The organism is Spirosoma pollinicola, assembly GCF_002831565.1.
GTDB lineage: Bacteria > Bacteroidota > Bacteroidia > Cytophagales > Spirosomataceae > Spirosoma > Spirosoma pollinicola.
This window is the reverse complement of sequence record NZ_CP025096.1, coordinates 1,680,310-1,706,256: the sequence shown is the minus strand read 5'-3', so window position 1 is coordinate 1,706,256 and position 25,947 is coordinate 1,680,310. Positions and strand designations below refer to the sequence as shown.

Genomic DNA, 25,947 nt, shown 5'->3' with positions numbered 1-25,947 from the left:
ATTATGCATTTAGCTAAAAAATAGCCAATTTAGTTGAAAAACTACTATTAATTCAGGGATAAATACCTGAATTATGGCATAATAATATTTTTTATTATATTTTGTATATACCCCTATTGACCAAATATTATTCTCTTACTCATTCATGATTAACTATCTCAAATGGCCTATTTTATTAACTATATATAGCTAAAATACAATAAGGCTCAACCAGTAAACTGGTTGAGCCTTATCAAAAATGAGTGTATGTGTATTTTTAAGCTTCTGCGTGGAGCCAGGCTTTTTTAGCTAACAGTGTGTCCTCCTCCTCTACGTGTTCAGGATCAGGCACACAGCAGTCTACCGGGCAAACAGCCGCACACTGAGGTTCTTCATGGAAGCCCATGCACTCGGTGCACTTATCTGACACTATATAATAGAACTCGTTTGAAACAGGGGCTTGAGGAGCTTTACCACTCACAACTGTACCATCGCCAAAATCAACTTCGTTCAGTTCGGTTCCACCTCCCCAGGTCCATTCAACGCCACCTTCGTAGATAGCCGTATTGGGGCATTCGGGTTCGCAGGCACCACAGTTGATGCACTCATCGGTGATCATGATTGCCATGAGCAGTATTGATTTATTAACAGTAAAATGATGTCCTTACAAATTGAACAACAAATATAATTATTTAAAGGTTGGCGACAAACTAATATTTCATTACATTAGTTGATGGTGTATTCCATTTGTTTATCCAATTCATGCTTTTACAGGAACGACTACAAACATTTATTACCCTGGGCGACTTTATTCGCTCGACTGATGCCCAACCCGAACTTAACGAAATCGCTCAACAAGCTAATTATAAAAATAACTGGTTTACACTAAATAACTCACTGAATTCTCTTCGGGCAATTGCCAGTGAGTTTCTAGTGGCCGATAAACTTACTGCCTGGGCAAATCAATATATTGATGAATCAGTCAACAGCCAAACTAAAGTTCCTCGTGCGGTTGGTGTAATCATGGCGGGAAATATCCCGGCCGTTGGTTTTCATGACATGCTTTGCGTTTTAGTGAGCGGCCATAAACTAATGGCTAAATTAAGTAGCCAGGATTTTGTACTAATCCACTATTTAATACAAAAATTAAAGGAGATCAATCCTAATTTTAGCGATTTAATTGATGAAGCCGATCGATTAAATGCGGCCGAGGCTTATATCGCAACCGGAAGCAATAACACAGCTCGTTACTTTGAGTATTACTTTGCTAAAAAACCGCACATAATTCGTAAGAACAGAACGTCGGTTGGGCTATTGATGGGTGAAGAAAGTGAAGACGAGTTTTTAAAACTTAGCCACGACATTTCCGATTATTACGGCCTGGGATGCCGAAATATCTCTACCATTCTGGTGCCGGAAGGATATGATTTTACGCCCTTGTTACGCACACTGGAGCCACAGGTTTCTATCTATCTGAACAATCACAAGTACCAGAACAACTACGACTACAATAAGTCGATCTACCTGATCAATGCCGTTCCGCATCTGGATAATGGCTATTTGCTGGTAACGGAAAATGATGCACTGGTCTCTCCTATTTCGGTGCTGTATTTCCAAACCTACAAAACACAGGACGATGCAGCTGCCTGGTTCAATAGTCATGCAGACCAGATTCAGGTTGTAGCCTCAGCCCAGGGTTGGTATCCGGGTAGTGTTCCATTTGGAAAAACCCAGCGCCCCGGCCTCAGCGACTATGCCGATGGTGTAGATATGATGGCCTTTTTAAAGGCTATATGATATATTTCCTTACGGATACATATATCATACATCCTATCAATATCGCCAGCTTTTCACGTCGGCCCCTTTTGGTGCAGATTCGTCAATCCTCTTTAGGATTTTGTCGATGTACAACGTGTTGTAACGAAGGCGGCTGATGTAGTTTGGCTGTGTAGGATCACCATTCCAGCAGTGTTCGGCTCGATCACCATAGGCAACTTCGCTGACGGCAGATGGATTTTTAGTACTCTTTAAAAAATCCTCCATCAGATAGACGGCGTTGTTGAGGTAATAATTGTCCATGTCTCCGCAATAGATGTGGATTTTGCCTGTCACTTTAGGACCAAGAGTTTTCCAGTCGCGCCGAAGAATATGGAGCAAGTCATAATGATCTTTCCAATAGTTGGCGACAGTGGGGTCAATAGCGCCCGTTAGCTTATCCCAAATCCGTTTTGGATAGCCATCCGGTCCCACAGGTGAATAGACGGCCTCCCAAATGTCGAACTGATCGCCGGAGCGCGAATGCGTACCGAGCGCAAGTTCACGATGGTTCGTTTCTTCGACCGTCACTTTAACCTGCCCAAGGTAATTTCGCTGCCCAGGTCGGGGCGTCCGCCGAAAAGGTCCCTCGGCATAGTAAGCGTTTTTGTCTTTGTATAGATTGAATACGGTATAAGCATCAAATGCGATTGGATCAGGACAGGCAGCAAAGCAACCATTGAACTCATCGGGATAGAATACCTGTGCAGCCAGTGCCTCCCAGCCACCCGTGCTGCCGCCATAGGTAAAACGCGCCCAACCCTTGCCAATTCCCCGGAACCGTTTTTCTATTTCGGGCAGGAGTTCATACATAATAGCATCGCCATACGGCCCGAGATTCTCGGAGTTCACGGCATACGAGTCGTCATAATAAGGGTTTGCGTGTTGAATCTCAACGATCAACATACGGGGGAAGGTCTTACTCGTCCACTTTTTATAGAAATCATAGGCTTCCTGGGCTACGATTTTCTTGTATCCATGAATCTTGAATCGCTCAACATAGTCGGTTGTATCCATATTGGCGGGTGGGGGCGTTTCGCTGAAACCGTCAAAATCGGATGGAAAATGGCCGTGGTTGATGCAAATAGGGTAGTGTGCTTCGGGATGTTCATCAAAGCCAGCCGGAATCAATACGTGCGCTCCGAGGTACATTGGTCTGCCCCAAAACTCGGTCAGGCGTTTACTTTGGATTTTGATATGTTTTATAAACTTCGTGTCTTTGGGCGCATCGAGGGGTGGATTCTCCTGATCCATGACAACGGAAAAAGACTGCCTTGATCCGGTGTTAATCCTGATTTTCTGAGGTTTACTATACAGGTTTCCCGGCGCCGTCCGCCAATTCTGGCCTTCGCCCCTATCCATCGGCAATTTTACGGTATGGCCATCTTTCCGTTTGAATGTCTCGTATTTGTGCAAAACGGCCTGCACATAATAATCGCCGGGCGTGATGTCGGTTAAACTCCGTTTTGGATAACCAAAACTAGTACCATCAACAACTACCTTTTGACCTGATTGCAGCTCATTTACATCAAGGCCGAACAGTTGAGCGGTTTCTACCGCGTCACTCACCTGCTCACGAGGTTCGGGCTTGTTCGTTTTTGCGAGTATAAGGAGTACGCGTCCATCGAGTGGGACTTTACTTTTCGAAACGGGGAAAGAGACAGAGAATGATACCGGGCCAACGGATGACTGGGCATACAATACCTGAGCAAGCAGCCCACTAAAGATGAGTAGCGCGTATTTCATGAGAGAAGGCAGGTTGATTATCAGCGAGAAATATACAAACTTACTACTGATATACCCGCACATAATCAACTTCCATCCGTTGCGGCCAGATGCTTTCATCCACCCCTTTCTGACCGCCCCAGTTGCCACCAACGGCCATATTTAGAATCAGGAAAAATGGCTGTTCAAAAGGCCACTCCTCAACCTCACTGCCCAGCACTGCTCTTTGAACAGTGTAATATTTCTGATCATCCACAAAAAAATCTATCTGGTCGGCAGTCCACTCGATCGCGTAGAGGTGAAATTCTGTCGCTACGTTTTTGACCCTTACCTCCCCTCCTTTTTGCGTTTTCTTGACGTGGTTATAGGCCTCGCTATGAATGGTGCCATGAACAACGCCTTCGTCATAGCCCACGTGTTCCATAATGTCAATTTCCCCACCCTTGGGCCAGCCTACTTTTGTAATATCCTTACCCAACATCCAGATAGCGGGCCATGTGCCCCGTCCGGCGGGCAGTTTGGCTAAGGCTTCAATTCGGCCATGTTTCCACTCGACCTTACCTTGCGTTACCAGTCGGGCCGATGTATACTTACTCCCTTTGTAATCTTCTTTTCGGGCCTCAATAATAAGTTTGCCGTTTTCTACCCGAGCGTTTTCGGTTCGTTGATCGGTATAATACTGCAATTCATTGTTTCCCCAGCCGTTTCCACCTACCTCGTATTTCCAATTTGTTGAATCGGGCAGACCGGGTTCATTAAATTCATCAGACCAGATGAGCTTTCGAGTGTCGGTAGCACCACCCATAGTTACCGGCAAAGCAACATCATGGGTTTTACAAGCCAGGAAAACCAGTACAACCGCAGCATTTATAAATAGTATGTTTCTCATGCTTGCTCAGAGTCTACATCTTTTTTTTGCCGGAACACCATAGCTCCGGTTACTATTTAGTACCAAACGCCCACGTTAGAAAATCAGGCATAATAGCGCTCCATGTTTCCTGATTGTGCTTACCGCCTGTCAGTTCGACATAGCGGATAGCCTGTTCACGCGGGTAGCCTTTTTTGGTTAACTCATCGATCAGGTCCGTTGTATCATCAATTGAGTCGATAATACCATTGTTATTCCGGTCGCTGGTTTCGTCTTCCGTTCCTGTCTCAAACCAGAAATTTAGATTCTTATGATATGCCCCTTTTCGAACCAGATTATGCATAATCCGATCGGTTTCGTCGCGGTAGCCATCGGCCGTACTTTTGCTGCGCCACCAGAACGAACCAGAAAACACACCGGCCCGACTGAACCGTTCGGGATGATGAAACACGATGTCGAAAGCCGATAATCCACCCAACGAAAACCCGGCAAACACTGACTGATCTGGGTTGGTAACAACTCGAAAATGCTTTTTACTATAAGGTAATAATTCTGTGAGCACAAAGTCGGTGTAAAGGCCTGCCTTACTACCCCGGTGCATATAATCTGCCTGAGCCGCCGTTCCGTATTCCTGAATCCGGTCGCCCGCATGAATGGCGATCAGTACAAACGGCTGAATCGCCTTTTTAAGATAAAGTAAATCCAGAACCTCACGCATGTGCAGACGGGATAAATCCTGCCCGTCATTCAGGTATAAAACTGGATACAACTTTGTAGTTGCCTGATAGTCAGGAGGAAGTATTATTGTTAAATGAACCGTTCGATTGAGCGGAACAGACTGCACAGAGTCGTTATACTGAACCGTTTCGGTCATTGATTCAGGGCGAGTTTGGGCCGGTATAAAGTCAGCCATAAGAGAAAATAATGTCAAAAGAAGTACAATCACGTGACGCAAAATTGAGATTTTTTTAGCGCATACCGGTCTGTTTTTTGCCAGCAGTAGCAATTTCGGCTATTTTCATACGAAATTTGCGTCGTTCTCATCAAACAAACACAATCGTGCAGGAAGATTATCGGAAATTCTATTCGCACCATCTGGGTCGCGACATCGAGATGCTGGTTTATGGTAACTGGGGGTATCCGATCGTGCTTTTCCCAACCTCAATGGGGCATTATTACGAATACAAAGACTTTGGTCTGACCGATACGGCCCGTTGGTTTGTTGAGTCAGGAAAGGTCAAATTATATTGTATCGACAGCGTTGACCGCGATAGCTGGTATGCCAAACACCTACACCCCGGCACCCGCATCTGGAATCATGTGCTGTATGATCGTTTTTTGCACGAAGAGTTAGTGCCGAGCATTCAGCGGGAGTGTAATGTTCAGAAGATAGGCGTTTCTGGTGCTTCCTTTGGTGGGTATCATGCCTTGAATTTCGCTTTTCGTCACCCCGAGCAAGTAGGTCATCTGCTCACGATGGGCGCGGCCTTCGATATTCGTTCGTTTCTGGGCGGCTACTACGACGAAAACGTCTATTTCAATAACCCACCCGACTATCTACCCAACGACCCGAATAAAGAACTACACCACATGAATATCGTGTTGGGTACGTCGGAATATGATTTTTGCAAAGACAGTAACATCAAGATTTCGGGTATTCTCAATCATAAAGGCATTCGTCATCAGCTGGATATAACCCCCTGGGGCAATCACGACTGGCCAGTCTGGAAAGATCAGTTTCCGAGGTATTTGAGTAAGATATAACGAGTAAAAGCGCAGGTAGTTGGTTACGGACGTAGACAGCTTATTGACTCGGTAAACAATGGAAGTAGCCTTTACAAGTAGTCCTGACTTTAATTTTCTGACCTATTTCAGCGATAAATTCCACGCGCCGGTTCAGGGCGACACACTCTCCATACCGCTTTCGCTGGGTACGGGTTATATCAGAAAAATTAACCTGGCACCCGACTTTAAATTACTCATTCATCACTACACCCTGAAGGAAGAGTTTGTTATCCGGCGCAGACCGGCTCTGGAACCGTATGACCTGATTAGTATCATTTGTCACAGCCACGACCAGCTGGTGCCATTGTCCACCCGTGAACGGCAGATACTACTGGCTAAAAATACGGACTTTGCCATTCAGATTTCGTCGACGCAACTAGATTCGGTCATCCGTTTTCCGGCGCATACGCCCATCTATTTTACCGTCATTGGCATAGCGGCATCCCGGTTGCGAAGCGTCCTTCAGGTCAACGAACCCAACGCAACGGTTCAGGCTATTTTGTCCAGTGAACCGGGCTTTCTGGCGTATGAACGACTGGACCCGGCAATCGAAAAAATACTAAGGCAACTGCGGGATGCCCAATCGGACGGAGCCCTGAGCCTGTTTTATTACCAGATCAAAGTGCAGGAACTGGTCTATCTGGTTTTTGAGAAGCTACTCCGCCGGGAAACCAAGTCAAATGGTCCCATCAACAAAGCTGACCTGGTTAAGCTGTTGCTAATTCGAGCCTCCATTCTGGCCGACTTAAGCAAGCCGCCCCATTTGCCGTCGCTGGCTACATTCGGGGGCCTGAGTCAGACAAAAATGAAAGAATTGTTTCGCCAACTCTTTGGCGACAGCATTTACGATTACTACCAGAAAGCTCGGCTGGAGGAGGCCGCGTTTCTGCTGAAGCACGGCGGCCACTCGGTAGCAGAGGTGGGCAGCGAACTGGGCTTCGTGAATTTAAGTCATTTTAGCCGCCAATTCGAAAAGCAGTACGGAATCAAACCGAAGCGCTATTCGGTGGGCGGATAGGACTGTTTTTCGGGCTTTTCAGGTTATTTTAACTGCCCGCAAGGCCAGACATTTGCGTCACTAAATTCCCATTCGGGAATGGCGGCTGATTTTTTGAAAGCGCGCGTAAAAGTCTGAAACCACGAAAATAACGCATGAAAAAGTTAGAGTATTCTGCATACGGCAGCTTAGATACTGTCACATTAGTTGACGCTCCGGTTCCCGAAGTTGAAAAAGACACGGTGCTGGTGCGCGTGAAAGCCGCTTCCATCAACCCCCTGGACTGGAAAATCTGGGCAGGCGAAATGAAAATTTTGACCGGCTTCAGTTTTCCAAAAAGCGTCGGTATCGACTTCGCCGGGATTGTTGAGCGCGTAGGTAATGGGGTCGACGGTTTCCAGAAAGGCGACGAAGTACTGGGCACTGCCGATATTTTCAAGGGTGGAGCCATGGCGGAGTATGTACGGGTGAAGGCGGATACAATTAGTCACAAACCTGCCACTCTTTCGTTTGAACAAGCGGCTGCATTACCGGTGGTTGGCGAATCGGCTGTACAGATTTTCGACAAACTGGCTCCGTTAAAACCCGGTATGGAGCTGTTAATTGTGGGTGCTACCGGAGGAATCGGCACTATTGCCATACAACTCGCCAAACGGCAGGGTGCCCGTGTTACCGCCGTGGTAGGGACAAAGGGGATTGAATTGGCCCGGAAACTTGGTAGCGACGAGGTCATCAATTACGATCAGCAGAACGTTCTGGACCACCCCTCGACCTACGATGTGGTACTCGACCTGTCGGGCAAACTACCGTATGATCAGGTGGAAGAACGGATGAAACCGGTTTCGGTTTATGTTAGTACTCTTCCCACACCTACGGCCCTGGCCAGCGCATTCGCTCACAACTTGTTTTCGGGAAAGAAGCGTGAAATTCTCAACCTCAAACCGTCGCGGGCCTATCTCGACCAGATTGCCCATGACGCAGCCAACGGTCTGGATGTGGTCGTGTATAAAACCTATCCACTAGCCTCATTTAAACAAGCCTACACAGAAGCAGCCAAGGGCGGTATTCAGGGAAAAATAGTGATTAGCCTATAGTAGCTAAATATAAAGATGCCGAAAAGACAATTAGCTCTTTCGTTGGTTATGCTTTATCAAATTACCTTAAATCAGCGTAACTACTATGGGATATGCGTTAAGTCGAGAGCAGGCAATTGCTCCCAACATCCATCGAATCCTTAACGAGCAAGTGCAGGCAGCCCGTCAAGCGCTGAACGAAACGGGACAGGCAAAGGGAGAAGCTATTCATAGCGTCAGAAAACGAATTAAAAAGATTCGAGCCCTGATTCGGTTGGTCAAAAGTGAGCTAAAAAAGGACGACTTCAAACGAATCAATGCCCACTACCGAACTATTGGCCAGACGTTATCTCCGCTACGGGATGCCACGGTGATGATCAAAACCCTTGATAAACTTCGCCAGACTCATCCCCCGCAGATTGCCCCGGCTGTTTTCGCTACGCTGAACAAAACGTTGACTCTCCGGCAAGACCAGGCATCTCGGGCCTTTTTTGATGACCCAATGAACATTGGAGCGGTAGCTGAGGCTTTTCGGCAGGCTCCAATGAAGCTCTCCGGCCTTAGTAAACACCAGCGGTCCTTCTCGTTTTTTGGACCAAACCTGAAAGACGTGTACCGCCGTGGTCGTCGGGCGTTACACTTAGCCCACCACGAAGCCAGTATTGATAATTTGCATGAATTACGCAAAGAGGTAAAAACCATCTGGTATCATACCCGCTTGCTTGAGCCGATCTGGCCGGGTGTTATTGGCGCCTACGAACACGAGTTCGGCCAATTAGGCGAGTTACTAGGCGATGACCATGACTTTGGCGTGTTAGCTATGGAGATAGACTCAGACCGGCTAATCTTAAGAAATAAAGAGAGCAAAGAAAAGGTATTACAGGCGCTTCATGGGCAGCGGACTGCCTTACAGGAGCGAATCTATCTCCTGGCCAACCGGTTGTTTGCCGAAAAGCCCCATTCATTTGTAGATCATTATCGACTATACTGGAAGCTCTGGCAAAAGGAACCGGATGAGATCAATCAAAAAGGATTAAACGACTGAATTAAATGGGCATTGAAATTGAACGAAAGTATCTGGTCAAGGGCACCGACTGGAAAAAAGGAACGAAGGCCCAATTGTATCAGCAAGGCTATTTAAGTACTCACGCGAATCGAACGGTTCGGGTTCGTCGGGCAGACGATAAGGGATATATAACCATCAAAGGCAAAAGCGAAGGTGCCCGTAGGGTTGAGTATGAATATGTAATTCCCCTTCAGGATGCTCTGGAGCTACTCCATCACCTATGTGAACAGCCTATTATTGAAAAGGCTCGCTACCGGATTGAGTATGAAGGACTCGTTTGGGAAGTTGATGAATTCCAGGGAGAAAATACTGGCCTGATAGTGGCCGAAGTAGAATTGAGCGATGAACACCAGAAAGTGAAACTACCTTCCTGGATTGATCGGGAGGTAACCTCAGAACCGAAGTATTATAATTCCCAGCTCGTAAGCCATCCCTTCTCAAAATGGGAATCATCCCCAGAATAAGCTGCCTTACTGCACCTGAGCTACATAAACAGCCTATTTCCATTGGCTCAGGACCATTATCTGGAATACAATCCAATCAAATAGAAGTTGCATAAGACTCTTTCAACTAGTCTTTTTTACTGCCTGCGGGGCAAATAAGCCTGTTGCGTCAGTAGCCCCTGGTTCCTACCTAAATCCAGGTACACATTCGGGTAGTGAATTGCCAATGCTGATCTGAAACAGTTTGTTAATTGACTATCTACTATGTTGTTACCAAACGGAAAAATCAGTCATTAACATCAGGCTTTTTAATAAAGGAAAATACACATAGCTGTTTTTTTAATCAATCATATAATCAATTTACCCTTTATCATTGTTTTAGAGGCTGGGTGATTTTTTCTTACTTTTACCCGAATCAGGAAAGCAAATTTCTGGTTTGCTAGCCTAACGATCACCTGAATGATTGGATTTATCGACATAACTAACTCATTATGAGCACTAACAGCAAGATAGGTATATTATTTGGTCAGGAGAATACGTTCCCACAGGCATTTGTGGACCGCGTTAATGAAAAGCAAAGCCAGTTTAAAGCTGAATTTGTGCGTATCGATCAGGTTGAACAGAGTGTGCCAACCGATTATGCCGTAATCATTGACCGGATTTCGCAGGATGTGCCTTTCTATAAAGCATTTCTGAAAAATGCAGCATTGACCGGTACGGCCGTCATCAACAATCCATTCTGGTGGAGTGCCGACGAAAAGTTTTTCAATAATGCACTGGCGGTTCAACTAGGCGTTCCTGTTCCAAAAACCATTCTGCTGCCTTCCAAAGAACGGCCCGACGATACGAATCATAATTCATTCCGCAACTTGCAGAATATGAACTGGGAAGGCATTTTCAACCATATTGGCTTCCCTGCTTTTATGAAGCCCCATGCCGGTGGAGGTTGGAAGAGTGTCTATAAAGTTGACAATCCCGACCAAATGTTCAAGGCATACGACGAAACAGCTCAGTTAGTTATGCTGTATCAGGAAGCCATCGACTTCACAGACTATTTCCGCTGTTATTGTATAGGCGGTAAAGATGTGTTGATTATGCCTTACGAACCTCGCAACCCGCACCATCTGCGCTATGCAGCCGAAATGCAAACCACTGGCGACGCGGGCAAGAAGCTACTGGCCACCATGACCGACTATGTGTTAAAACTCAATCACGGTCTCGGCTATGATTTTAACACCGTCGAATTTGCTGTGCGCGATGGTATCCCTATTGCCATTGACTTCTGCAACCCAGCTCCCGACGCCGATGTGCATTCGGTTGGTCAGAAAAACTTTGATTGGGTCGTTGAAGCGGCTGCCAACATGGCCATTGATCGGGCAGGCAAGGCGAAGAAGGGACAAGATAACCTGACTTGGGGTACGTTTGTGCGTAGTTCGGTGGCAAACCAGCCCCTCGTAACTGTACCCTCAACAGAAGCTAAAGCTCCTAAAGCGAAGAAGGAAACAGCAAAAGCACCAAAGACTGAGAACGTAAAAGAAGAAGCTATAGCGGATAAGCCTAAGAAAGCCAAGAAATAATAAGCGTACACTAAAAAACGTCGTTACCGGATTACGTCTGGTAACGACGTTTTAGTATCGTTCCAACCCTTCGCAACGAAGCAGAATCCTCTTCCCAAACACCTGTTTATGCGATTCTCAATTTGCATACTCTTACTCAGCCTGGGTTTCGTTGCCTGCGAGAAAACAACTGCCGTCTCGCCTGACACCCTTACAGGTATTTGGGTCGAACAAACTGGCCGTCAGGATACTTTAATTTTTAATCTTGACCGTTCGGGCAGGCCATTACCTAATAGTCTCCTGGTTAATCGGGGTAGAGAAGTTAACTCTGCCGGGTCGCTCGTACCCAAATTGGGCAGTGGGTATTATGGCTATGAGCTTAAGGATAAAAGCATTCTGGTTATCAGTCTATTTTCCAGTTCAACTCAACGGTCAGCCTATAAAATCGAGCGAAAAGGCAATCAGTTGCTTGTTGAGAATTTCTTTGAATTAGGCTTCAATCAATCGGCAACAGCTACCCGCACACTAGTGCGGCTTTAAGTAGCGTTAGTTGACAAATTGATTGCCAATCTTCGCTCCTTTCAGATTATTAATTGGCTTTGAATTAAGGCCAATATTCCTGCGCCGATACTTGCACTGGAGCACGCCAATCAAAAATATTGGCAGTAATCGTAATTAATTCATCACCTACAAGTTATTCCAGCTACTAAGTATAAATAGCCATACCTATATTGATTTAACGCTATTTCCTCTATATAGTGAATTAACTGTCATTGAGCAATTTTACCAAATAATATTGGGTATATCCGTCTACTACGTCCTTACCGTTCGTCACAAAATAAAATTCTTTATTAACTGGTACATAATTTTTAGCCATATTCGTGCTTTTTCCGAGCTATTTAGTACGCTCGTTCATCAACGATCATCTTTTTTAATACATGCAAAGACGAGACTTTATTCAGTTGTCTGGCTTAGGCATTGGCGGTCTGTTAACTGCGTCAATTCCCGTTCTGGGTAATGCAGTATCGCCAGAGTACCTGCTCGAAGCAAGTGGCCGGGGCATAGGCATCGACACCGCCACCAAAAAACGCTTATCAGACATTGCGCTTAACGCTGCCAAAAGCAAGGGCGCAACCTACACCGACGTTCGTATTGGCCGTTATCTCCAACAGTTTGTCTTTACCCGGGAGATGAAGGTGCAGAACATCGCCAATGCTGAATCATTTGGTGTGGGTATTCGGGTAATTGCCAATGGAACGTGGGGATTTTCTGCTACCAGCGATGTTACGCCCGATGGCATTGCCAGATGCGCGGCAACAGCCGTAGCCATTGCTAAAGCCAATTCCCGACTCCAGACAGAACCCGTACAACTAGCCCCACAAAAGGGTGTTGGAGAGGTAACCTGGAAAACCCCGATCAAGAAAAATGCCTTCGAGATTCCGGTTAAGGAAAAGATTGATCTGCTGATGAAGGTCAACAGCGAAGCCATGAAAAACGGCGCGGCTTTCATGACATCAAACCTGTTTTTCGTCAACGAACAGAAGTACTTTGCCTCCACCGATGGCTCCTACATTGATCAGGATGTTCATCGGATCTGGCCAACCTTCACCGTATCTGTAGTTGACCGGGCCGCCGGGAAATTCAAAACCCGTGACGCTATTAGCTCGCCGATGGGCATGGGCTACGAGTACCTGGACGGTCTGGAGTCTGAAAAAATCAAGGCTCCCAATGGATTAGTCGGCTACCGAAACTCCTACGACATGGTCGAGGATGCCATACTGGCGGCTAAACAGGCAAAGGAAAAGTTAACGGCAAAAAGTGTACAACCGGGCAAATACGATCTGGTGCTCGACCCGAACCACCTCGGCCTGACTATCCACGAATCGGTTGGGCACCCCACCGAACTCGACCGGGTGCTGGGCTACGAAGCCAACTACGCCGGAACATCCTTCGCTACGCTCGACAAGTGGAAGACCAAGACCTTCAATTACGGCAGCAAGCTGGTCAATATTGTTGCTGATAAAACACAGCCACACACCCTCGGCACCGTTGGGTACGACGACGAAGGCGTTCCCTGCAAAGAATGGAATTTGATTAAAGATGGTATTCTGGTCAACTACCAGGCCATTCGCGATCAGGCCGCCATCCTGGGCGAAAAAGAATCCAATGGCTGCTGCTACGCCGACAACTGGGACTCGGTGCAGTTTCAGCGGATGCCTAACGTATCCTTGCAGCCGGGTACTGAAAAACGGTCCGTCTTCGACATGATCAAGGGCGTTGATAAAGGTATTTACATCATCGGCCGGGGTTCGTATTCCATTGATCAGCAACGGTATAATTTCCAGTTTGGCGGGCAGTTGTTTTACGAAATCAAGAACGGCGAAATTGTTGGCATGCTCGATGACGTAGCGTATCAGTCGAACACCCAGGAATTCTGGAACTCCTGCGCCCAGCTTTGCGACAAGGACGACTACCGCACATTTGGTTCGTTCTTCGATGGCAAAGGCCAACCCTCACAGGTCAGCGCTGTTTCACATGGTAGCGCCACTACCCGCTTTAACGGAGTTAATGTGATCAATACCGGACGGAAAATATAATTATTTGTGGTCATTGATTGTCAGGAATAGTCATTAGCTGTGTTTGCAACTGCTAACTATCTCTGACAATCAATGTCCACAATGACCATCAATGACTAATTAAACATGGCAACCATCCTAACCAAAGAAGAAGCAAAAAGGATAATTGACAAGGTACTTTCTTACGCTAAAGCCGACGAAACGAGTGTCAATTTGTCGGGCGGACGCACCGGGAATATCCGCTATGCCCGAAACTCGGTCTCGACCAGTGGCGAAAGTACGAACCTCTCTCTAGGTGTTACATCGGTTTTTGGTAAACGCTCCGGCACCGCTACCATCAACGAATTCGATGATGCGTCGCTGGAAAAAACCGTTCGGCGGGCCGAAGAAATTGCTAAACTAGCCCCCGAAAACCCGGAATATATGCCGGCATTAGGGCCGCAGACGTACTTGTCTACGGACCCGTATTCCGAAAGTACCGCTAAAATGACTCCGGATTTCCGGGCGCAAGCTACCTTCGAAAGTCTTGATCCCTGCCGAAAAAAGAATCTGACGGCCGCCGGGTACATGGAAGATTCAACCCGATTCAATGCTATCGGAAACAGCAAAGGTTTATCGGCCTATAATCGGGAAACGTCTGTCGAGTTTTCTATCACCGTACGTACCGCCGATGGCCTGGGTTCGGGTTATGCTACTCAGGACGTTACCGACGTATCGAAACTGAGTACCAAAAACATGACCGAAGTTGCCATGCAGAAAGCAATGGCCTCGGCTAACGCGCGGGCTCTGGAGCCGGGCAAGTATACGGTTATTCTGGAACCGGCCGCCCTTGTATCCAACGTCGATGCCTCCCTGCTGGTGGCTATGGTCCGTTCGATGGATGCCCGCAACGCCGATGAGGGTCGCTCGTTTTTGAGCAAGAAAGGCGGAGGGACCCGGCTCGGCGAAAAGCTCTTCGATGAACGCGTTACCATTTACTCCGACCCAACTAATCCCGAAGTACCCAACGGTGCGTTCAGCGGGGATGGGCGTCCGCAGGAAAAAGTGACGTGGATCGAAAAGGGTGTCGTCAAAAACATGCCCTACTCCCGATATTGGGCCGAAAAGAAAGGCGTGCATGCGACTCCTCCCGGTGGCAACTTCATTATGGAAGGCGGCACCCAATCGCTGGCCGACCTGATTAAAGGAACCGAGAAAGGCATTTTAGTCACCCGCCTGTGGTATATCCGCCCGGTCGATCCGCAAACCTTGCTCTACACAGGCCTTACTCGCGACGGGACGTTTTACATCGAAAACGGCCAGATCAAATTTCCGGTCAAGAATTTCCGCTTCAATGAAAGCCCGGTCATTATGCTCAACAACCTCGAAGCAATGGGCAAACCCGTTCGCATTGGTGGTAATCTGGTACCTCCCTTAAAAATCAGGGATTTCACGTTCACAAGTTTGTCGGACGCTGTTTAGTTGTAGAGCCACAGAGATGCACGAAGATACCCTGAGATCCACAGAGGATCATTTAGCAACCATTACCATTGGGAAAGCGATTGAAGTACATCGAGCTTTAGGACCAGGTTTACTTGAATCAGCTTATCAGGAGTGTCTATGCTACGAACTTCAAGCCGCTGGCCTTTATGTCGAACGTGAAAAACCGATGCCAATCATTTACAAAGACATTGTATTGGAACATGGCTATCGGCTCGACTTACTAATTGAAGATCAGCTCGTTATTGAACTTAAAACCGTGGAAGAACTGAATGATCTCAATGTGGCACAGCTTCTAACCTATTTTAAATTTTGCAATTATCGTTTAGGCTTACTTATCAACTTTCGGGTCAAGATGCTGCAAAATGGCATTAAACGACTCACAAATTTTTCTTTGTGAATCTTTGTGTCTTCTCTGTGAATCTCTGTTCTGTGAATCTCTGTGCCCAAAATAATAAAACATGAATCGTCGAGATTTCAATCAATTGTTAAGTATGGGAGCCGCGGGCATTATAATGCCTTCCCTACCTGCTTTTTCCCGTTCCGTATCGCCTGAAGCCCTGCTGGAGCCGGGTCTGGATGTGGCCGTTAAGAAACGTCTGGCCGATGCCGCTCTCAATACAGCCAAGTCGCTGGGTGCTACCTATGCCGATGTGCGTATTGGCCGCTACCTGAACCAATTCGTCCTCACCCGCGAGAACAAGGTACAGGGCATTATCAATTCCGAATCGTTCGGCGTTGGCGTTCGGGTTATCGTTAACGGTTGCTGGGGTTTTGCGTCGGTGGGTGATGCCCGCGATGAAGCCGTTGTTGCCAAAGCAGCCCAAACTGCGGTGACTATTGCAAAAGCGAATGCCCGCCTATTAACGGAACCCGTTCAACTGGCCCCTCAGAAAGGATACGGTGAAGTAAGCTGGAAAGCCCCCATAAAGCGGAATGCGTTTGAAGTACCCATCAAGGAAAAAGTCGATCTGCTGCTTTCCTGCAATGCGGCTGCGATGCAGAACGGCGCGAACTTCGTCAACAACGTGCTGTTCCAGATCAATGAGCAAAAATACTTTGCCTCCACCGACGGCACCTATGCCGATCAGGACATTCACCGCATTGGGCCAAATTTCACGGTAACCGCCGTTGATGCGCAGAGCGGAAAATTTTCGACCCGAAACTCATTGAGCGCCCCTATGGGTATGGGTTACGATTACCTTCAGGTAAACCCAAGTGACAAAGTAACCGGCGTGACTACCCGCTATAATAAAGGGTATGACATGCTGGAAGATATCACGTCGGCGGCTAAACAGGCCAAAGAAAAACTGACTGCCAAGTCGGTAGAAGCGGGCAAATACGATTTGGTTCTCGATCCGTCACACCTCTGGCTCACCATCCACGAATCAGTTGGTCACCCCCTCGAACTCGACCGCGTACTCGGCTACGAAGCCAACTATGCCGGAACCAGTTTTGCTACCCTCGACAAGTGGAAAACCAAGACTTTCAACTATGGCAGCAATGCCGTAAACCTGGTGGCCGACAAAACCCAGGTGGGTTCGTTGGGAGCAGTTGGCTGGGACGATGAAGGCGTAAAGACCAAGAAATGGGATCTGGTTCGGGATGGTATTCTGGTCAATTACCAGGCCATTCGTGATCAGGTGCACATCATTGGCGAGAAAGAATCGCAGGGGTGCTGCTATGCCGACAACTGGAGTTCGGTTCAGTTTCAACGCATGGCCAACGTATCGCTGGAAGCCGGAAAAACACCACTGTCGGTGCAGCAAATGATCAAAGATGTCAAGAAGGGCGTTTACATCATCGGCGACGGCTCGTTCTCCATCGACCAGCAGCGCTATAACTTCCAGTTTGGCGGGCAGTTATTTTACGAGATCAAAGACGGCGAAATTGTTGGTATGCTGAAAGATGTAGCTTATCAGGCCAATACCCGTGAATTCTGGAATTCCTGCGTGGCCGTTTGTGACCAGAGTGATTACCGGCTGGGGGGCGCGTTTAATGATGGCAAAGGTCAGCCACCACAGTCGAGCGCAGTGTCGCACGGCAGCGCAACGGCCCGCTTTAACGGCGTCAATGTAATTAATACAGCACGTAAAATTTAAAATTATGACACAGAGATTCACGGAGTTAAATAGAGATACACAGAGTTTTATTATTCTTTGTGTATCTCCGCCTGACTCCGTGAATCTCTGTGTCCCAATTATATAGACATGGCGATCCTAACGAGAGAAGAAGCAAAAAAGATAATTGATAAAGTACTGGCTTACTCCAAATCTGATGAAATGAGTGTAAGCCTGACGGGCAATCGCACGGGTAACATTCGATACGCCCGGAACTCGGTTTCAACCAGTGGTGAATCGGACAATTTGGCTCTATCCGTCACATCTGTCTACGGCAAACGTTCGGGCACAGCCACCATCAACGAATTTGATGATGCGTCGCTGGAAAAAACCGTTCGGCGGGCCGAAGAAATTGCCAAACTGGCGCCTGAAAATCCGGAATACATGCCCATGCTAGGGCCACAGACGTATCTGGAAACCAAAACCTATGCTGAAAGCACGTCTAAAATTGACCCTGAATTCCGGGCCAAAGCTGCTTTCGACAGCATTGATCCCTGCAAGAAGAAGAATTTGACTGCCGCCGGGTACATGGAAGATACCACGGGCTTTTCCTGCATAGGCAACAGCAGAGGGCTTTTCGGGTACAACCGGGCCACCAACGTTGATTTTTCCATTACTGTACGCACCGCCGATGGGTTAGGCTCAGGTTATGCCAACCCGGATGTGACAGACGTTAGTAAGCTGAATACCAAGGCAACTACCGAAATAGCCATGCAAAAAGCACTGGCCTCGGCGAGTGCCAGAGCGTTGGAGCCCGGTAAATATACTGTCATTCTGGAACCCACCGCTTCGGTCGAGTTGCTTCAGAATATGATGCGGAGTATGGATGCCCGATCTGCCGACGAAGGGAGGAGCTTTCTAAGCAAAAAAGGGGGCGGTACCCGCCTGGGTGAAAAACTCTTCGATGAGCGCGTTACGTTTATCTCCGATCCGCTGAACGCCGAATTACCCTTATCGCCATTTGGCGGAGGAGGTGGCGGTGGTGGCCGTTTTGGTGGCGGTGGTGGTGGCGATGGACTCCCGCAGGAAAAACGGACCTGGATCGAGAATGGGGTTGTTAAAAACATGTACTATTCGCGTTACTGGGCCGACAAAAAAGGTGTTCAACCTATCCCGGCTCCCGGTGGTTTTATCATGGTTGGTGGTACGCAGTCCCTGGCCGACCTGATCAAAGGCACGGATAAAGGCATTCTGGTTACTCGTTTCTGGTACATCCGGGCCGTTGACCCACAAACTCAATTGTATACAGGCCTGACCCGCGACGGGACATTTTACATCGAAAACGGCCAGATCAAGTTTCCGGTCAAGAATTTCCGCTTCAACGAAAGCCCGGTCATTATGCTCAATAACCTTGAAGCCATGGGCAAACCGGTACGAGTGGGTGGTAACCTGATACCTCCCATGAAGATTCGGGACTTTACGTTCACCAGCCTGTCGGACGCGGTATAAGTCAATATAATTTCCAGATTATACGTATTGAGGCCATAACCAATTGGGTTATGGCCTCTTTCTTTTTAATACAGAAAAGTACCAAAAAATTAAAACCTGAAAGCAGGCAAAGTATCTGAAATGACCAGCTATATATTCCTTATTGCTATGTAAATAAACAGTCTGCTCCCTGAGAATTTCAAATTTTAGCAGTAAACAAATAATTAATTAGCTATATAAAACAATTCAAAATAAAATAAAGACATTTAATTGTTCCAGCTTATTATATTTTACAATTTGACTATTCTAAAGAACGAACTATATACTCTCTCCGCATCCCGTCAGCTTAAAGCCAAGCCATTACTTTCCATAAACTTAACCAGATAGGAGGAATACACGTTGAATCGTCGAGACTTTACGCAAACACTTGGCGTGGGCGCAGCCGGGCTTTTTTTACCAAAAATACCTGCTCTTGCCCGCACCGTTACGGCCGAAGAATTACTGGAGCCCGGCTTGGATGTGGCCGTTAAGAAACGTCTGGCCGATGCCGGCCTCCATGCCGCCACCGCCAAAGGGGCTACCTATGCCGATGTTCGAATTGGCCGCTACCTGAATCAATACGTCATGACCCGTGAAGACAAGGTGCAAAACATCATCAACACGGAATCGTTTGGTGTTGGCGTCCGGGTAATTGCCAACGGTTGCTGGGGATTCGCGGCCATTGGCGATACGCAAAGTGAAGAAGAGGTGGCCCGAACGGCAGAGAAGGCAGTGGCCTTCGCCAAAGCGCATTCCAGGCTAATGAAAAAACCAGTCCAGTTGGCTCCTCAGAAAGGTTTTGGCGAAGTAAGCTGGAAGACAAAAGTTGAGAAAAATTCGTTTGAAGTCCCCGTTAAGGAGAAAGTGGATCTGTTGCTGTCGGCCAACGCGGCCGCAATGCAAAACGGCGCGAACTTCGTCAACAATGTACTGTTCATGATCAATGAGCAGAAATATTTTGCGTCGACAGATGGCTCTTACATCGATCAGGATGTTCACAGGATCTGGCCAAATTTCACCGTCACCGCCGTTGATAAAGCCAGCGGCCTTATAGCCACCCGCGACTCCCTGAGTGCACCTATGGGCCGTAGTTACGACTACCTGCAAACAGCCCCACCCGACCGGCTCACTGGCGTGACTACCCGCTATAATCAGGGCTATGACATGCTCGAAGATGCCACCGCAGCCGCAAAACAAGCTCGTATGAAGCTGAAAGCCAAGTCAGTAGAAGCGGGCAAATGGGATTTAGTCCTCGACCCTTCGCATATTTATCTGACGATTCACGAGTCGGTAGGGCATGCTACGGAACTGGATCGGGTCTTGGGCTACGAAGCCAATCTGGCGGGTACGTCCTTTGCCACAATCGATAAATGGAAGTCGAAAAACTTCAATTACGGCAGTAAGGAAGTCAACTTCTTCGCCGACAAAACCCAGCCGGGTTCGCTGGGTGACGTGGGCTGGGATGATGAAGGTGTAAAGACCAAGAAATGGGATATTATTAAAGACGGTATTCTGGTCAACTATCAAGCGATCCGCGATCAGGTGCACATGCTGGGCGAAACCGAATCGCAGGGGTGTTGCTATGCCGACAGTTGGAGTACGGTTCAGTTTCAGCGCATGGCGAATATTTCGCTAGCACCGGGCAAAGAGAGGCTCACGGTCGATGAGATGATCAAAGACGTTAAAAAGGGCATTTACATCATCGGCGATGGCTCCTATTCTATTGACCAGCAACGGTATAACTTTCAGTTTGGCGGACAGTTGTTTTACGAGATAAAAGATGGCCAGATTGTCGGCATGCTTCGGGATGTGGCGTATCAATCCAATACGCAGGAATTCTGGAATTCCTGCGTGAAAGTTTGCGACGAACGCGACTACCGCCTAGGGGGTACATTCTTCGATGGCAAAGGTCAGCCTGCGCAAATCAATTCGGTATCGCACGGCAGCTCAACGGCCCGCTTCAACGGCGTCAACGTACTCAACACCGGACGGAAAATTTAACCTTCACCAATATGGCCATCATATCTCAAGCAGAAGCAAAGAAAATTCTGGATAAAGTATTGTCTTTTTCCAAAGCCGACGAAATGAGTGTCAGCTTAAGCGGTGGACGAACCAGCAATATTCGCTACGCGCTCAACAGTGTTTCGTCCGGTGGCGAAGCCGATAACATGTCGCTGTTAATTACGGCTGGAATTGGCAAACGAATGGGTTCAGCGACGATCAATCAGTTCGACGATAAAGCTATAGAACGTACTGTCCGGCGAGCCGAAGAAATTGCCCGGCTGGCCCCCGAGAATTCGGAATACATGCCGATGGTTGGGCCACAAAATTACCTCGAAACGCCGATGTATTCAGAAAATACGGCCAGGATGGACTCTGAATATCGGGCTCAGGTAGCCTTCGACAGCGTTGATGCCTGCGAGCAAAAGAACCTCAGCGCGGCCGGTTTCATGCAGGATACAACTGGTTTTTCGGCCATCGCGAACAGTAAAGGTCTTTTCGGTTATAACAAAGCGACCTCGGTCGATTTCTCGGTTACCGTTCGGACGGCCGATGCTACCGGTTCGGGCTACGTTACCCGCGACTTTAATGACATCTCGAAGCTGAAGACACGATCCGTAACAGGTATTGCCATGCAAAAAGCCCTGGCCTCGACCAACGCCCGTGCCTTAGAACCCGGTAAGTATACGGTTATTTTGGAACCCACCGCCATGAGTACATTGCTCCAAAGCATGATGTCTGGGATGGACACGCGTTTGGCCGACGAAGGGCGGAGTTTTCTGAGCAAAAAAGGGGGCGGCACCCGCCTTGGAGAAAAACTCCTGGATGAAAGGGTCACCATTTATTCTGACCCAATGAATCTGGAAGCCCCCAGCGAACCTTTTGCCAGCGAAGGACGTAACCGCACCGGCTCCTTTCTGGGCGGTGGTGGCGTTGGGGACGGTCGCCCGCAGGAGAAACTAACTTGGTTTGAGAAAGGGGTTGTCAAAAACATGAGTTATTCCCGTTTTTGGGCCGATCAAAAAGGAGTTAAAGCCACTCCCCCACCCACCGGCTTTATTATGGCAGGTGGCGACCAATCCTTGGCCGATCTGATCAAAAGTACGGATAAGGGAATTTTGGTCACTCGTCTCTGGTACGTCCGGATGGTCGATCCAAAAACCCTGCTGCAAACGGGCTTAACACGCGATGGAACATTTTACATTGAAAATGGCCAGATCAAATTTCCTATCAAGAATTTCCGGTTCAACGAAAGCGCAGTCATCGTACTGAATAACGTGGAAGCCCTCGGCGCCCCGATACGCGTTGGTGGCAACCTGATTCCGCCCGTCAAAGCACGTGACTTCACGTTTACCAGCCTGTCGGACGCGGTGTAGATTTAAACACAGAGCCACGGAGAACACAGAGTTAGAAAAATAAATTATTGTCGCTGTGTTCTCCGTAGCTCTGTGTTTAATCAATGAACCTGTTTAAACTTTTGTTTTGATGCTCTTTTTGTCATCCCGACGCAGGAGGGATGACAAAAAGAGCACTTATTATTCAAGGATTTATGAAAGTTTAAACAGCTTTAATTTATAACTCTAAGATTAGGAGCTGTGCGGTCTGTACAGCTCCTTTATTTTTTTATTCGAACTGCCGTTCAAGCTAATTTTTTACCGTCCAAAATTTAACACTCGCAATTATTACCGATTTGGTTTTTATTCGCAATTGCTCAACAAAGATTGGCAAAGGGAGAAGCTCCTGAGTTTAAATTCTAGATTCCAGGCACTAGGCTGTATATTTACCTTGCTTTTGATTACGCTTCACTAAATTCAATTAATAGGAGAACCAACCATTGAATCGTAGAGATTTCAACCAACTTATAGGCATGGGAACCGCTGGTATCCTACTGCCTAATCTGCCCGCTTTTTCCCGCCCCGTCAGTCCGGAAGCGCTGATGGAGCCTGGCCTCGATGTAGCTGTTAAGAAACGTCTGGCAGATGCGGCCATGAATGCCGCCAAGAGTAAAGGGGCCAGTTACACCGATGTTCGGATTGGCCGCTACCTGAACCAGTTCGTTATTACCCGGGAGGACAAGGTTCAGAATATTGTGAATACCGAGTCCTATGGGGTTGGCGTTCGTGTGATTGCGGATGGTTGCTGGGGATTTGCGGCCGTAGTGGATGCCAAAAGTGAAGCCGATATGGCCAAAGCGGCCGAAAAAGCTGTGGCAATTGCCAAAGCCAATGCCAAATTAATGAAAGAGCCCGTTCAACTGGCTCCCCAAAAAGGCTATGGCGAAGTAAGCTGGAAAGCGCCCATCAAGCGGAATGCGTTTGAGGTACCTATCAAAGAAAAGGTGGATCTGCTCCTTTCCGTTAATGCCTCCGCTCTACAAAACGGTGCCAATTACGTAAACTCGGTGCTGTTCCTGGTCAACGAACAGAAGTACTTTGCCTCTACCGATGGCACTTATGCCGATCAGGATATTCACCGGATCTGGCCAACTTTCAACGTAACAGCCATCGACCCTAAAAGCGGAAAATTTGAAACCCGGAACTCCCTGAGTGCGCCAATGGGCATGGGGTACGACTATATGCAAGCGAACCCTTCCGATAAAGTAACGGGCATTACCACCCGCTACAATAAAGGGTACGACATGCTCGAAGACGTAACGGCAGCCGCCAAACAGGCCCGGGCCAAGCACAGCGCAAAGTCCGTCGAAGCCGGGAAATATGATCTGGTTCTCGATCCGTCACACCTCTGGCTCACCATTCACGAATCGGTTGGTCACCCCCTCGAACTCGACCGCGTACTCGGCTACGAAGCCAATTTTGCTGGAACCAGCTTCGCTACGCTTGATAAGTGGCAGTCGAAAAACTTCAACTACGGCAGCAAACAGGTCAATCTCATTGCCGACAAAACACAGGTTGGCTCACTGGGAGCGGTTGGCTACGACGACGAAGGGGTTGCCACCAAAAAGTGGGATTTAGTGAAAGACGGAACGCTGGTGAACTACCAGGCTATCCGGGATCAGGTACACATCATTGGCGAGAAAGAATCTCAGGGGTGCTGCTATGCTGATAGCTGGAGTTCGGTTCAGTTTCAGCGGATGGCCAACGTATCCTTAGCATCTGGCAAAACACCGTTGTCGGTGCAGGACATGATCAAGGATGTTAAAAAAGGCATCTACATCATCGGCGACGGCTCATTCTCCATCGACCAGCAGCGCTATAACTTCCAGTTTGGCGGGCAGTTATTTTACGAGATCAAAGACGGCCAGATTGCGGGTATGCTCAAAGACGTAGCCTATCAATCGAATACGCAGGAGTTCTGGAATTCGTGCGTAGCTGTTTGCGACGAAAGCGACTACCGGCTGGGCGGCTCCTTTTTCGATGGAAAAGGCCAGCCGCCACAATCAAGTGCCGTATCGCATGGTAGCAGCACAGCCCGCTTTAATGGTGTTAATGTGATCAATACAGCTAGAAAAATTTAAAATTATGACACAGAGATTCACTGAGTTATATGGAGATACACAGAGTTTTTTGCTATTCTCTGTGTATCTCCATATAACTCAGTGAATCTCTGTGTCCCAATTATATAGACATGGCAATCATCCTTACTGAAGCGGAAGCGAAAGCACTGCTCACCAAAGTACTCAGCTACTCGAAAGCCGACGAGTGCGAAGTGAATCTCTCGGGCGAAGAGCGGGGAAATCTTCGTTACGCTCGTAATGAAGTCTCGACCAGCGGCTCGCTTATCAATAAAAACTTAGCCGTACAATCGGCTTATGGCAAACGCGTTGGTACGGCAACCATTGATGAGTTCGACGAAGCATCGCTCGAAAAAGTAGTACGTCGATCTGAAGAATTAGCGAAACTTGCCCCCGAAAACCCGGAGTATGTGGGCATTCTTGGGCCTCAACAGTATGTAAAATCAAGTGGTTTCTTTAATTCAACGGCCAAAATCACGCCCGACACACGAGCTACGGCCGTGGATAAAAGTTTGCAACTCTCTCGTGAGAAAAACTTAACAGCCGCCGGTTTTTTGCAGGACAATTATGGCTATTCAGCCATGATGAACTCCAAAGGTCTGTTTGCCTATTACCCGAGCACGGGTGTCAATTTCTCCTTAACTGTTCGTACGCCCGATGGTAAAGGCTCTGGCTACGTAGCGCGGGGGTATAGTGATTACACCAAACTGGACACGGCAGCCGCAACACGCATTGCCATCCAGAAAGCTCAGGGTTCTGCCGAAGCTCGCGCCATTGAACCGGGCAAATACACCGTTATTCTGGAACCGACGGCCGCTATCGTATTGCTCGAAAACATCTATTTCAACATGGATGCCCGCTCCGCCGATGAAGGTCGTTCTTATTTCAGCAAGTCAGGTGGCAAATCGCGCATAGGTGACAAGATCGTTGATGAGCGCGTCACGATTTATTCTGACCCCACCAATGCGGAATTACCCGCATCCCCCTGGGGGGGTGATGGCCGTCCGCAGGAGAATACAATGTGGATTGAAAAAGGTGTTGTCAAAAACCTTGCCTATGAGCGATACTGGGCGCAGAAGCAAGGCAAAAAAGCCATTCCTTTCCCAAACAACATGATTATGCAGGGCGGTACGTCGTCGCTGGAAGACATGATCAAGAGCACCCAGCGGGGCATCCTCGTCACGAAACTCTGGTACATCCGGGAAGTCGATCCGCAAACCATCCTGCTTACCGGCCTCACCCGCGATGGTACGTTCTATATTGAAAACGGAAAGATCAAGCATCCGGTAAAGAACTTCCGTTTCAACGAAAGCCCGATTATCATGCTTAATAACCTCGAATCGCTGGGCAAACCCGAACGGGTGGTCAGTACTGAAACGGATCGCAACTACCTGGTTCCGGCCATGAAGATTCGGGAGTTTACGTTCACGAGTTTGTCGGATGCGGTGTAAGATTTTGCGTTTAGTCGTGAAAAGACCGTTTAGTAATTTCACAACTAAACGCAAAATCGTATATTTAGAAGAGA

At 47.8% G+C, this 25,947-nt stretch carries 21 protein-coding genes; 17 read left to right on the top strand and 4 right to left on the bottom strand.

Annotated elements, in window-relative coordinates; all coding sequences use genetic code 11:
- Positions 1 to 256 precede the first annotated feature (256 nt).
- The gene (locus tag CWM47_RS07245) at positions 257 to 607 is read right to left on the bottom strand and encodes a 4Fe-4S dicluster domain-containing protein (RefSeq protein ID WP_100987353.1); all 351 of its coding nucleotides are present in this window, start codon (positions 605 to 607) and stop codon (positions 257 to 259) included.
- Between the two features lie 134 nt (positions 608 to 741).
- Between CWM47_RS07245 and CWM47_RS07240 the strand changes: the two genes are divergently transcribed.
- The gene (locus CWM47_RS07240) at positions 742 to 1,776 is read left to right on the top strand and encodes an aldehyde dehydrogenase family protein (RefSeq protein WP_100987352.1); all 1,035 of its coding nucleotides are present in this window, start codon (positions 742 to 744) and stop codon (positions 1,774 to 1,776) included.
- Between the two features lie 36 nt (positions 1,777 to 1,812).
- Here the strand turns inward: CWM47_RS07240 and CWM47_RS07235 are convergent, their stop codons facing one another.
- The 3 genes from CWM47_RS07235 to CWM47_RS07225 are packed head-to-tail and all read right to left on the bottom strand — an operon-like array spanning position 1,813 to position 5,300.
- Complete coding sequence (locus tag CWM47_RS07235) at positions 1,813 to 3,540, bottom strand: hypothetical protein (protein ID WP_100987351.1); 1,728 nt, start codon at positions 3,538 to 3,540, stop codon at positions 1,813 to 1,815.
- 43 nt (positions 3,541 to 3,583) lie between these two features.
- Entirely contained in the window at positions 3,584 to 4,408 is an 825-nt protein-coding gene (locus tag CWM47_RS07230; protein ID WP_100987350.1) for a glycoside hydrolase family 16 protein, read from the bottom strand.
- A gap of 52 nt (positions 4,409 to 4,460) precedes the next feature.
- Positions 4,461 to 5,300, bottom strand: coding sequence for an alpha/beta hydrolase (locus CWM47_RS07225; protein WP_100987349.1), 840 nt, complete (start codon positions 5,298 to 5,300; stop codon positions 4,461 to 4,463).
- Positions 5,301 to 5,446: 146 nt separating this feature from the next.
- On the opposite strand from CWM47_RS07225, the gene CWM47_RS07220 reads away from it, so the two are divergent.
- The 16 genes from CWM47_RS07220 (at position 5,447) to CWM47_RS07145 (ending at position 25,873) form a co-directional block, all read left to right on the top strand.
- Entirely contained in the window at positions 5,447 to 6,151 is a 705-nt protein-coding gene (locus CWM47_RS07220) for an esterase family protein (protein WP_100987348.1), read from the top strand.
- Between the two features lie 58 nt (positions 6,152 to 6,209).
- A complete protein-coding gene (locus CWM47_RS07215; RefSeq protein ID WP_100987347.1) occupies positions 6,210 to 7,190 on the top strand; it encodes a helix-turn-helix transcriptional regulator in 981 nt (326 codons plus the stop codon).
- Positions 7,191 to 7,324: 134 nt separating this feature from the next.
- The gene (locus CWM47_RS07210) at positions 7,325 to 8,263 is read left to right on the top strand and encodes an NAD(P)-dependent alcohol dehydrogenase (protein WP_100987346.1); all 939 of its coding nucleotides are present in this window, start codon (positions 7,325 to 7,327) and stop codon (positions 8,261 to 8,263) included.
- An 85-nt stretch (positions 8,264 to 8,348) separates the two neighbouring features.
- Positions 8,349 to 9,287, top strand: a complete 939-nt coding sequence (locus CWM47_RS07205; protein WP_100987345.1) for a CHAD domain-containing protein — start codon at positions 8,349 to 8,351, stop codon at positions 9,285 to 9,287.
- Between the two features lie 5 nt (positions 9,288 to 9,292).
- Positions 9,293 to 9,772, top strand: coding sequence for a CYTH domain-containing protein (locus CWM47_RS07200; protein ID WP_100987344.1), 480 nt, complete (start codon positions 9,293 to 9,295; stop codon positions 9,770 to 9,772).
- 470 nt (positions 9,773 to 10,242) lie between these two features.
- Positions 10,243 to 11,328, top strand: a complete 1,086-nt coding sequence (locus tag CWM47_RS07195) for an ATP-grasp domain-containing protein (protein WP_100987343.1) — start codon at positions 10,243 to 10,245, stop codon at positions 11,326 to 11,328.
- A gap of 108 nt (positions 11,329 to 11,436) precedes the next feature.
- A complete protein-coding gene (locus CWM47_RS07190) occupies positions 11,437 to 11,847 on the top strand; it encodes a hypothetical protein (RefSeq protein WP_100987342.1) in 411 nt (136 codons plus the stop codon).
- Positions 11,848 to 12,245: 398 nt separating this feature from the next.
- Positions 12,246 to 13,904, top strand: a complete 1,659-nt coding sequence (locus CWM47_RS07185) for a TldD/PmbA family protein (RefSeq protein ID WP_100987341.1) — start codon at positions 12,246 to 12,248, stop codon at positions 13,902 to 13,904.
- A gap of 105 nt (positions 13,905 to 14,009) precedes the next feature.
- Positions 14,010 to 15,344 (top strand): TldD/PmbA family protein, encoded by a 1,335-nt coding sequence (locus CWM47_RS07180; RefSeq protein WP_100987340.1) that lies wholly within the window; start codon positions 14,010 to 14,012, stop codon positions 15,342 to 15,344.
- 16 nt (positions 15,345 to 15,360) lie between these two features.
- Entirely contained in the window at positions 15,361 to 15,762 is a 402-nt protein-coding gene (locus tag CWM47_RS07175; protein WP_100987339.1) for a GxxExxY protein, read from the top strand.
- Positions 15,763 to 15,823: 61 nt separating this feature from the next.
- The gene (locus CWM47_RS07170; RefSeq protein ID WP_100987338.1) at positions 15,824 to 17,464 is read left to right on the top strand and encodes a TldD/PmbA family protein; all 1,641 of its coding nucleotides are present in this window, start codon (positions 15,824 to 15,826) and stop codon (positions 17,462 to 17,464) included.
- A 108-nt stretch (positions 17,465 to 17,572) separates the two neighbouring features.
- Positions 17,573 to 18,931, top strand: coding sequence for a TldD/PmbA family protein (locus CWM47_RS07165; protein ID WP_100987337.1), 1,359 nt, complete (start codon positions 17,573 to 17,575; stop codon positions 18,929 to 18,931).
- A gap of 378 nt (positions 18,932 to 19,309) precedes the next feature.
- Positions 19,310 to 20,950: a TldD/PmbA family protein gene (locus CWM47_RS07160; protein ID WP_100987336.1), complete on the top strand. Its 1,641-nt coding sequence runs from the start codon at positions 19,310 to 19,312 to the stop codon at positions 20,948 to 20,950.
- Positions 20,951 to 20,961: 11 nt separating this feature from the next.
- A complete protein-coding gene (locus CWM47_RS07155; protein ID WP_100987335.1) occupies positions 20,962 to 22,326 on the top strand; it encodes a TldD/PmbA family protein in 1,365 nt (454 codons plus the stop codon).
- Between the two features lie 458 nt (positions 22,327 to 22,784).
- Positions 22,785 to 24,425 (top strand): TldD/PmbA family protein, encoded by a 1,641-nt coding sequence (locus CWM47_RS07150; RefSeq protein WP_100987334.1) that lies wholly within the window; start codon positions 22,785 to 22,787, stop codon positions 24,423 to 24,425.
- Between the two features lie 110 nt (positions 24,426 to 24,535).
- Positions 24,536 to 25,873, top strand: a complete 1,338-nt coding sequence (locus CWM47_RS07145; RefSeq protein ID WP_100987333.1) for a TldD/PmbA family protein — start codon at positions 24,536 to 24,538, stop codon at positions 25,871 to 25,873.
- Positions 25,874 to 25,947 lie beyond the last annotated feature (74 nt).

Excerpts from the sequence above, each read along its gene's own strand:
- CWM47_RS07245 (WP_100987353.1), bottom strand. The coding sequence starts at position 607 with ATGGCAATCATGATCACCGATGAGTGCATCAACTGTGGTGCCTGCGAA.
- CWM47_RS07240 (WP_100987352.1), top strand. The coding sequence starts at position 742 with ATGCTTTTACAGGAACGACTACAAACATTTATTACCCTGGGCGACTTT.
- CWM47_RS07235 (WP_100987351.1), bottom strand. The coding sequence starts at position 3,540 with ATGAAATACGCGCTACTCATCTTTAGTGGGCTGCTTGCTCAGGTATTG.
- CWM47_RS07230 (WP_100987350.1), bottom strand. The coding sequence starts at position 4,408 with ATGAGAAACATACTATTTATAAATGCTGCGGTTGTACTGGTTTTCCTG.
- CWM47_RS07225 (WP_100987349.1), bottom strand. The coding sequence starts at position 5,300 with ATGGCTGACTTTATACCGGCCCAAACTCGCCCTGAATCAATGACCGAA.
- CWM47_RS07215 (WP_100987347.1), top strand. The coding sequence starts at position 6,210 with ATGGAAGTAGCCTTTACAAGTAGTCCTGACTTTAATTTTCTGACCTAT.
- CWM47_RS07210 (WP_100987346.1), top strand. The coding sequence starts at position 7,325 with ATGAAAAAGTTAGAGTATTCTGCATACGGCAGCTTAGATACTGTCACA.
- CWM47_RS07205 (WP_100987345.1), top strand. The coding sequence starts at position 8,349 with ATGGGATATGCGTTAAGTCGAGAGCAGGCAATTGCTCCCAACATCCAT.
- CWM47_RS07200 (WP_100987344.1), top strand. The coding sequence starts at position 9,293 with ATGGGCATTGAAATTGAACGAAAGTATCTGGTCAAGGGCACCGACTGG.
- CWM47_RS07195 (WP_100987343.1), top strand. The coding sequence starts at position 10,243 with ATGAGCACTAACAGCAAGATAGGTATATTATTTGGTCAGGAGAATACG.
- CWM47_RS07190 (WP_100987342.1), top strand. The coding sequence starts at position 11,437 with ATGCGATTCTCAATTTGCATACTCTTACTCAGCCTGGGTTTCGTTGCC.
- CWM47_RS07185 (WP_100987341.1), top strand. The coding sequence starts at position 12,246 with ATGCAAAGACGAGACTTTATTCAGTTGTCTGGCTTAGGCATTGGCGGT.
- CWM47_RS07180 (WP_100987340.1), top strand. The coding sequence starts at position 14,010 with ATGGCAACCATCCTAACCAAAGAAGAAGCAAAAAGGATAATTGACAAG.
- CWM47_RS07175 (WP_100987339.1), top strand. The coding sequence starts at position 15,361 with ATGCACGAAGATACCCTGAGATCCACAGAGGATCATTTAGCAACCATT.
- CWM47_RS07170 (WP_100987338.1), top strand. The coding sequence starts at position 15,824 with ATGAATCGTCGAGATTTCAATCAATTGTTAAGTATGGGAGCCGCGGGC.
- CWM47_RS07165 (WP_100987337.1), top strand. The coding sequence starts at position 17,573 with ATGGCGATCCTAACGAGAGAAGAAGCAAAAAAGATAATTGATAAAGTA.
- CWM47_RS07155 (WP_100987335.1), top strand. The coding sequence starts at position 20,962 with ATGGCCATCATATCTCAAGCAGAAGCAAAGAAAATTCTGGATAAAGTA.
- CWM47_RS07145 (WP_100987333.1), top strand. The coding sequence starts at position 24,536 with ATGGCAATCATCCTTACTGAAGCGGAAGCGAAAGCACTGCTCACCAAA.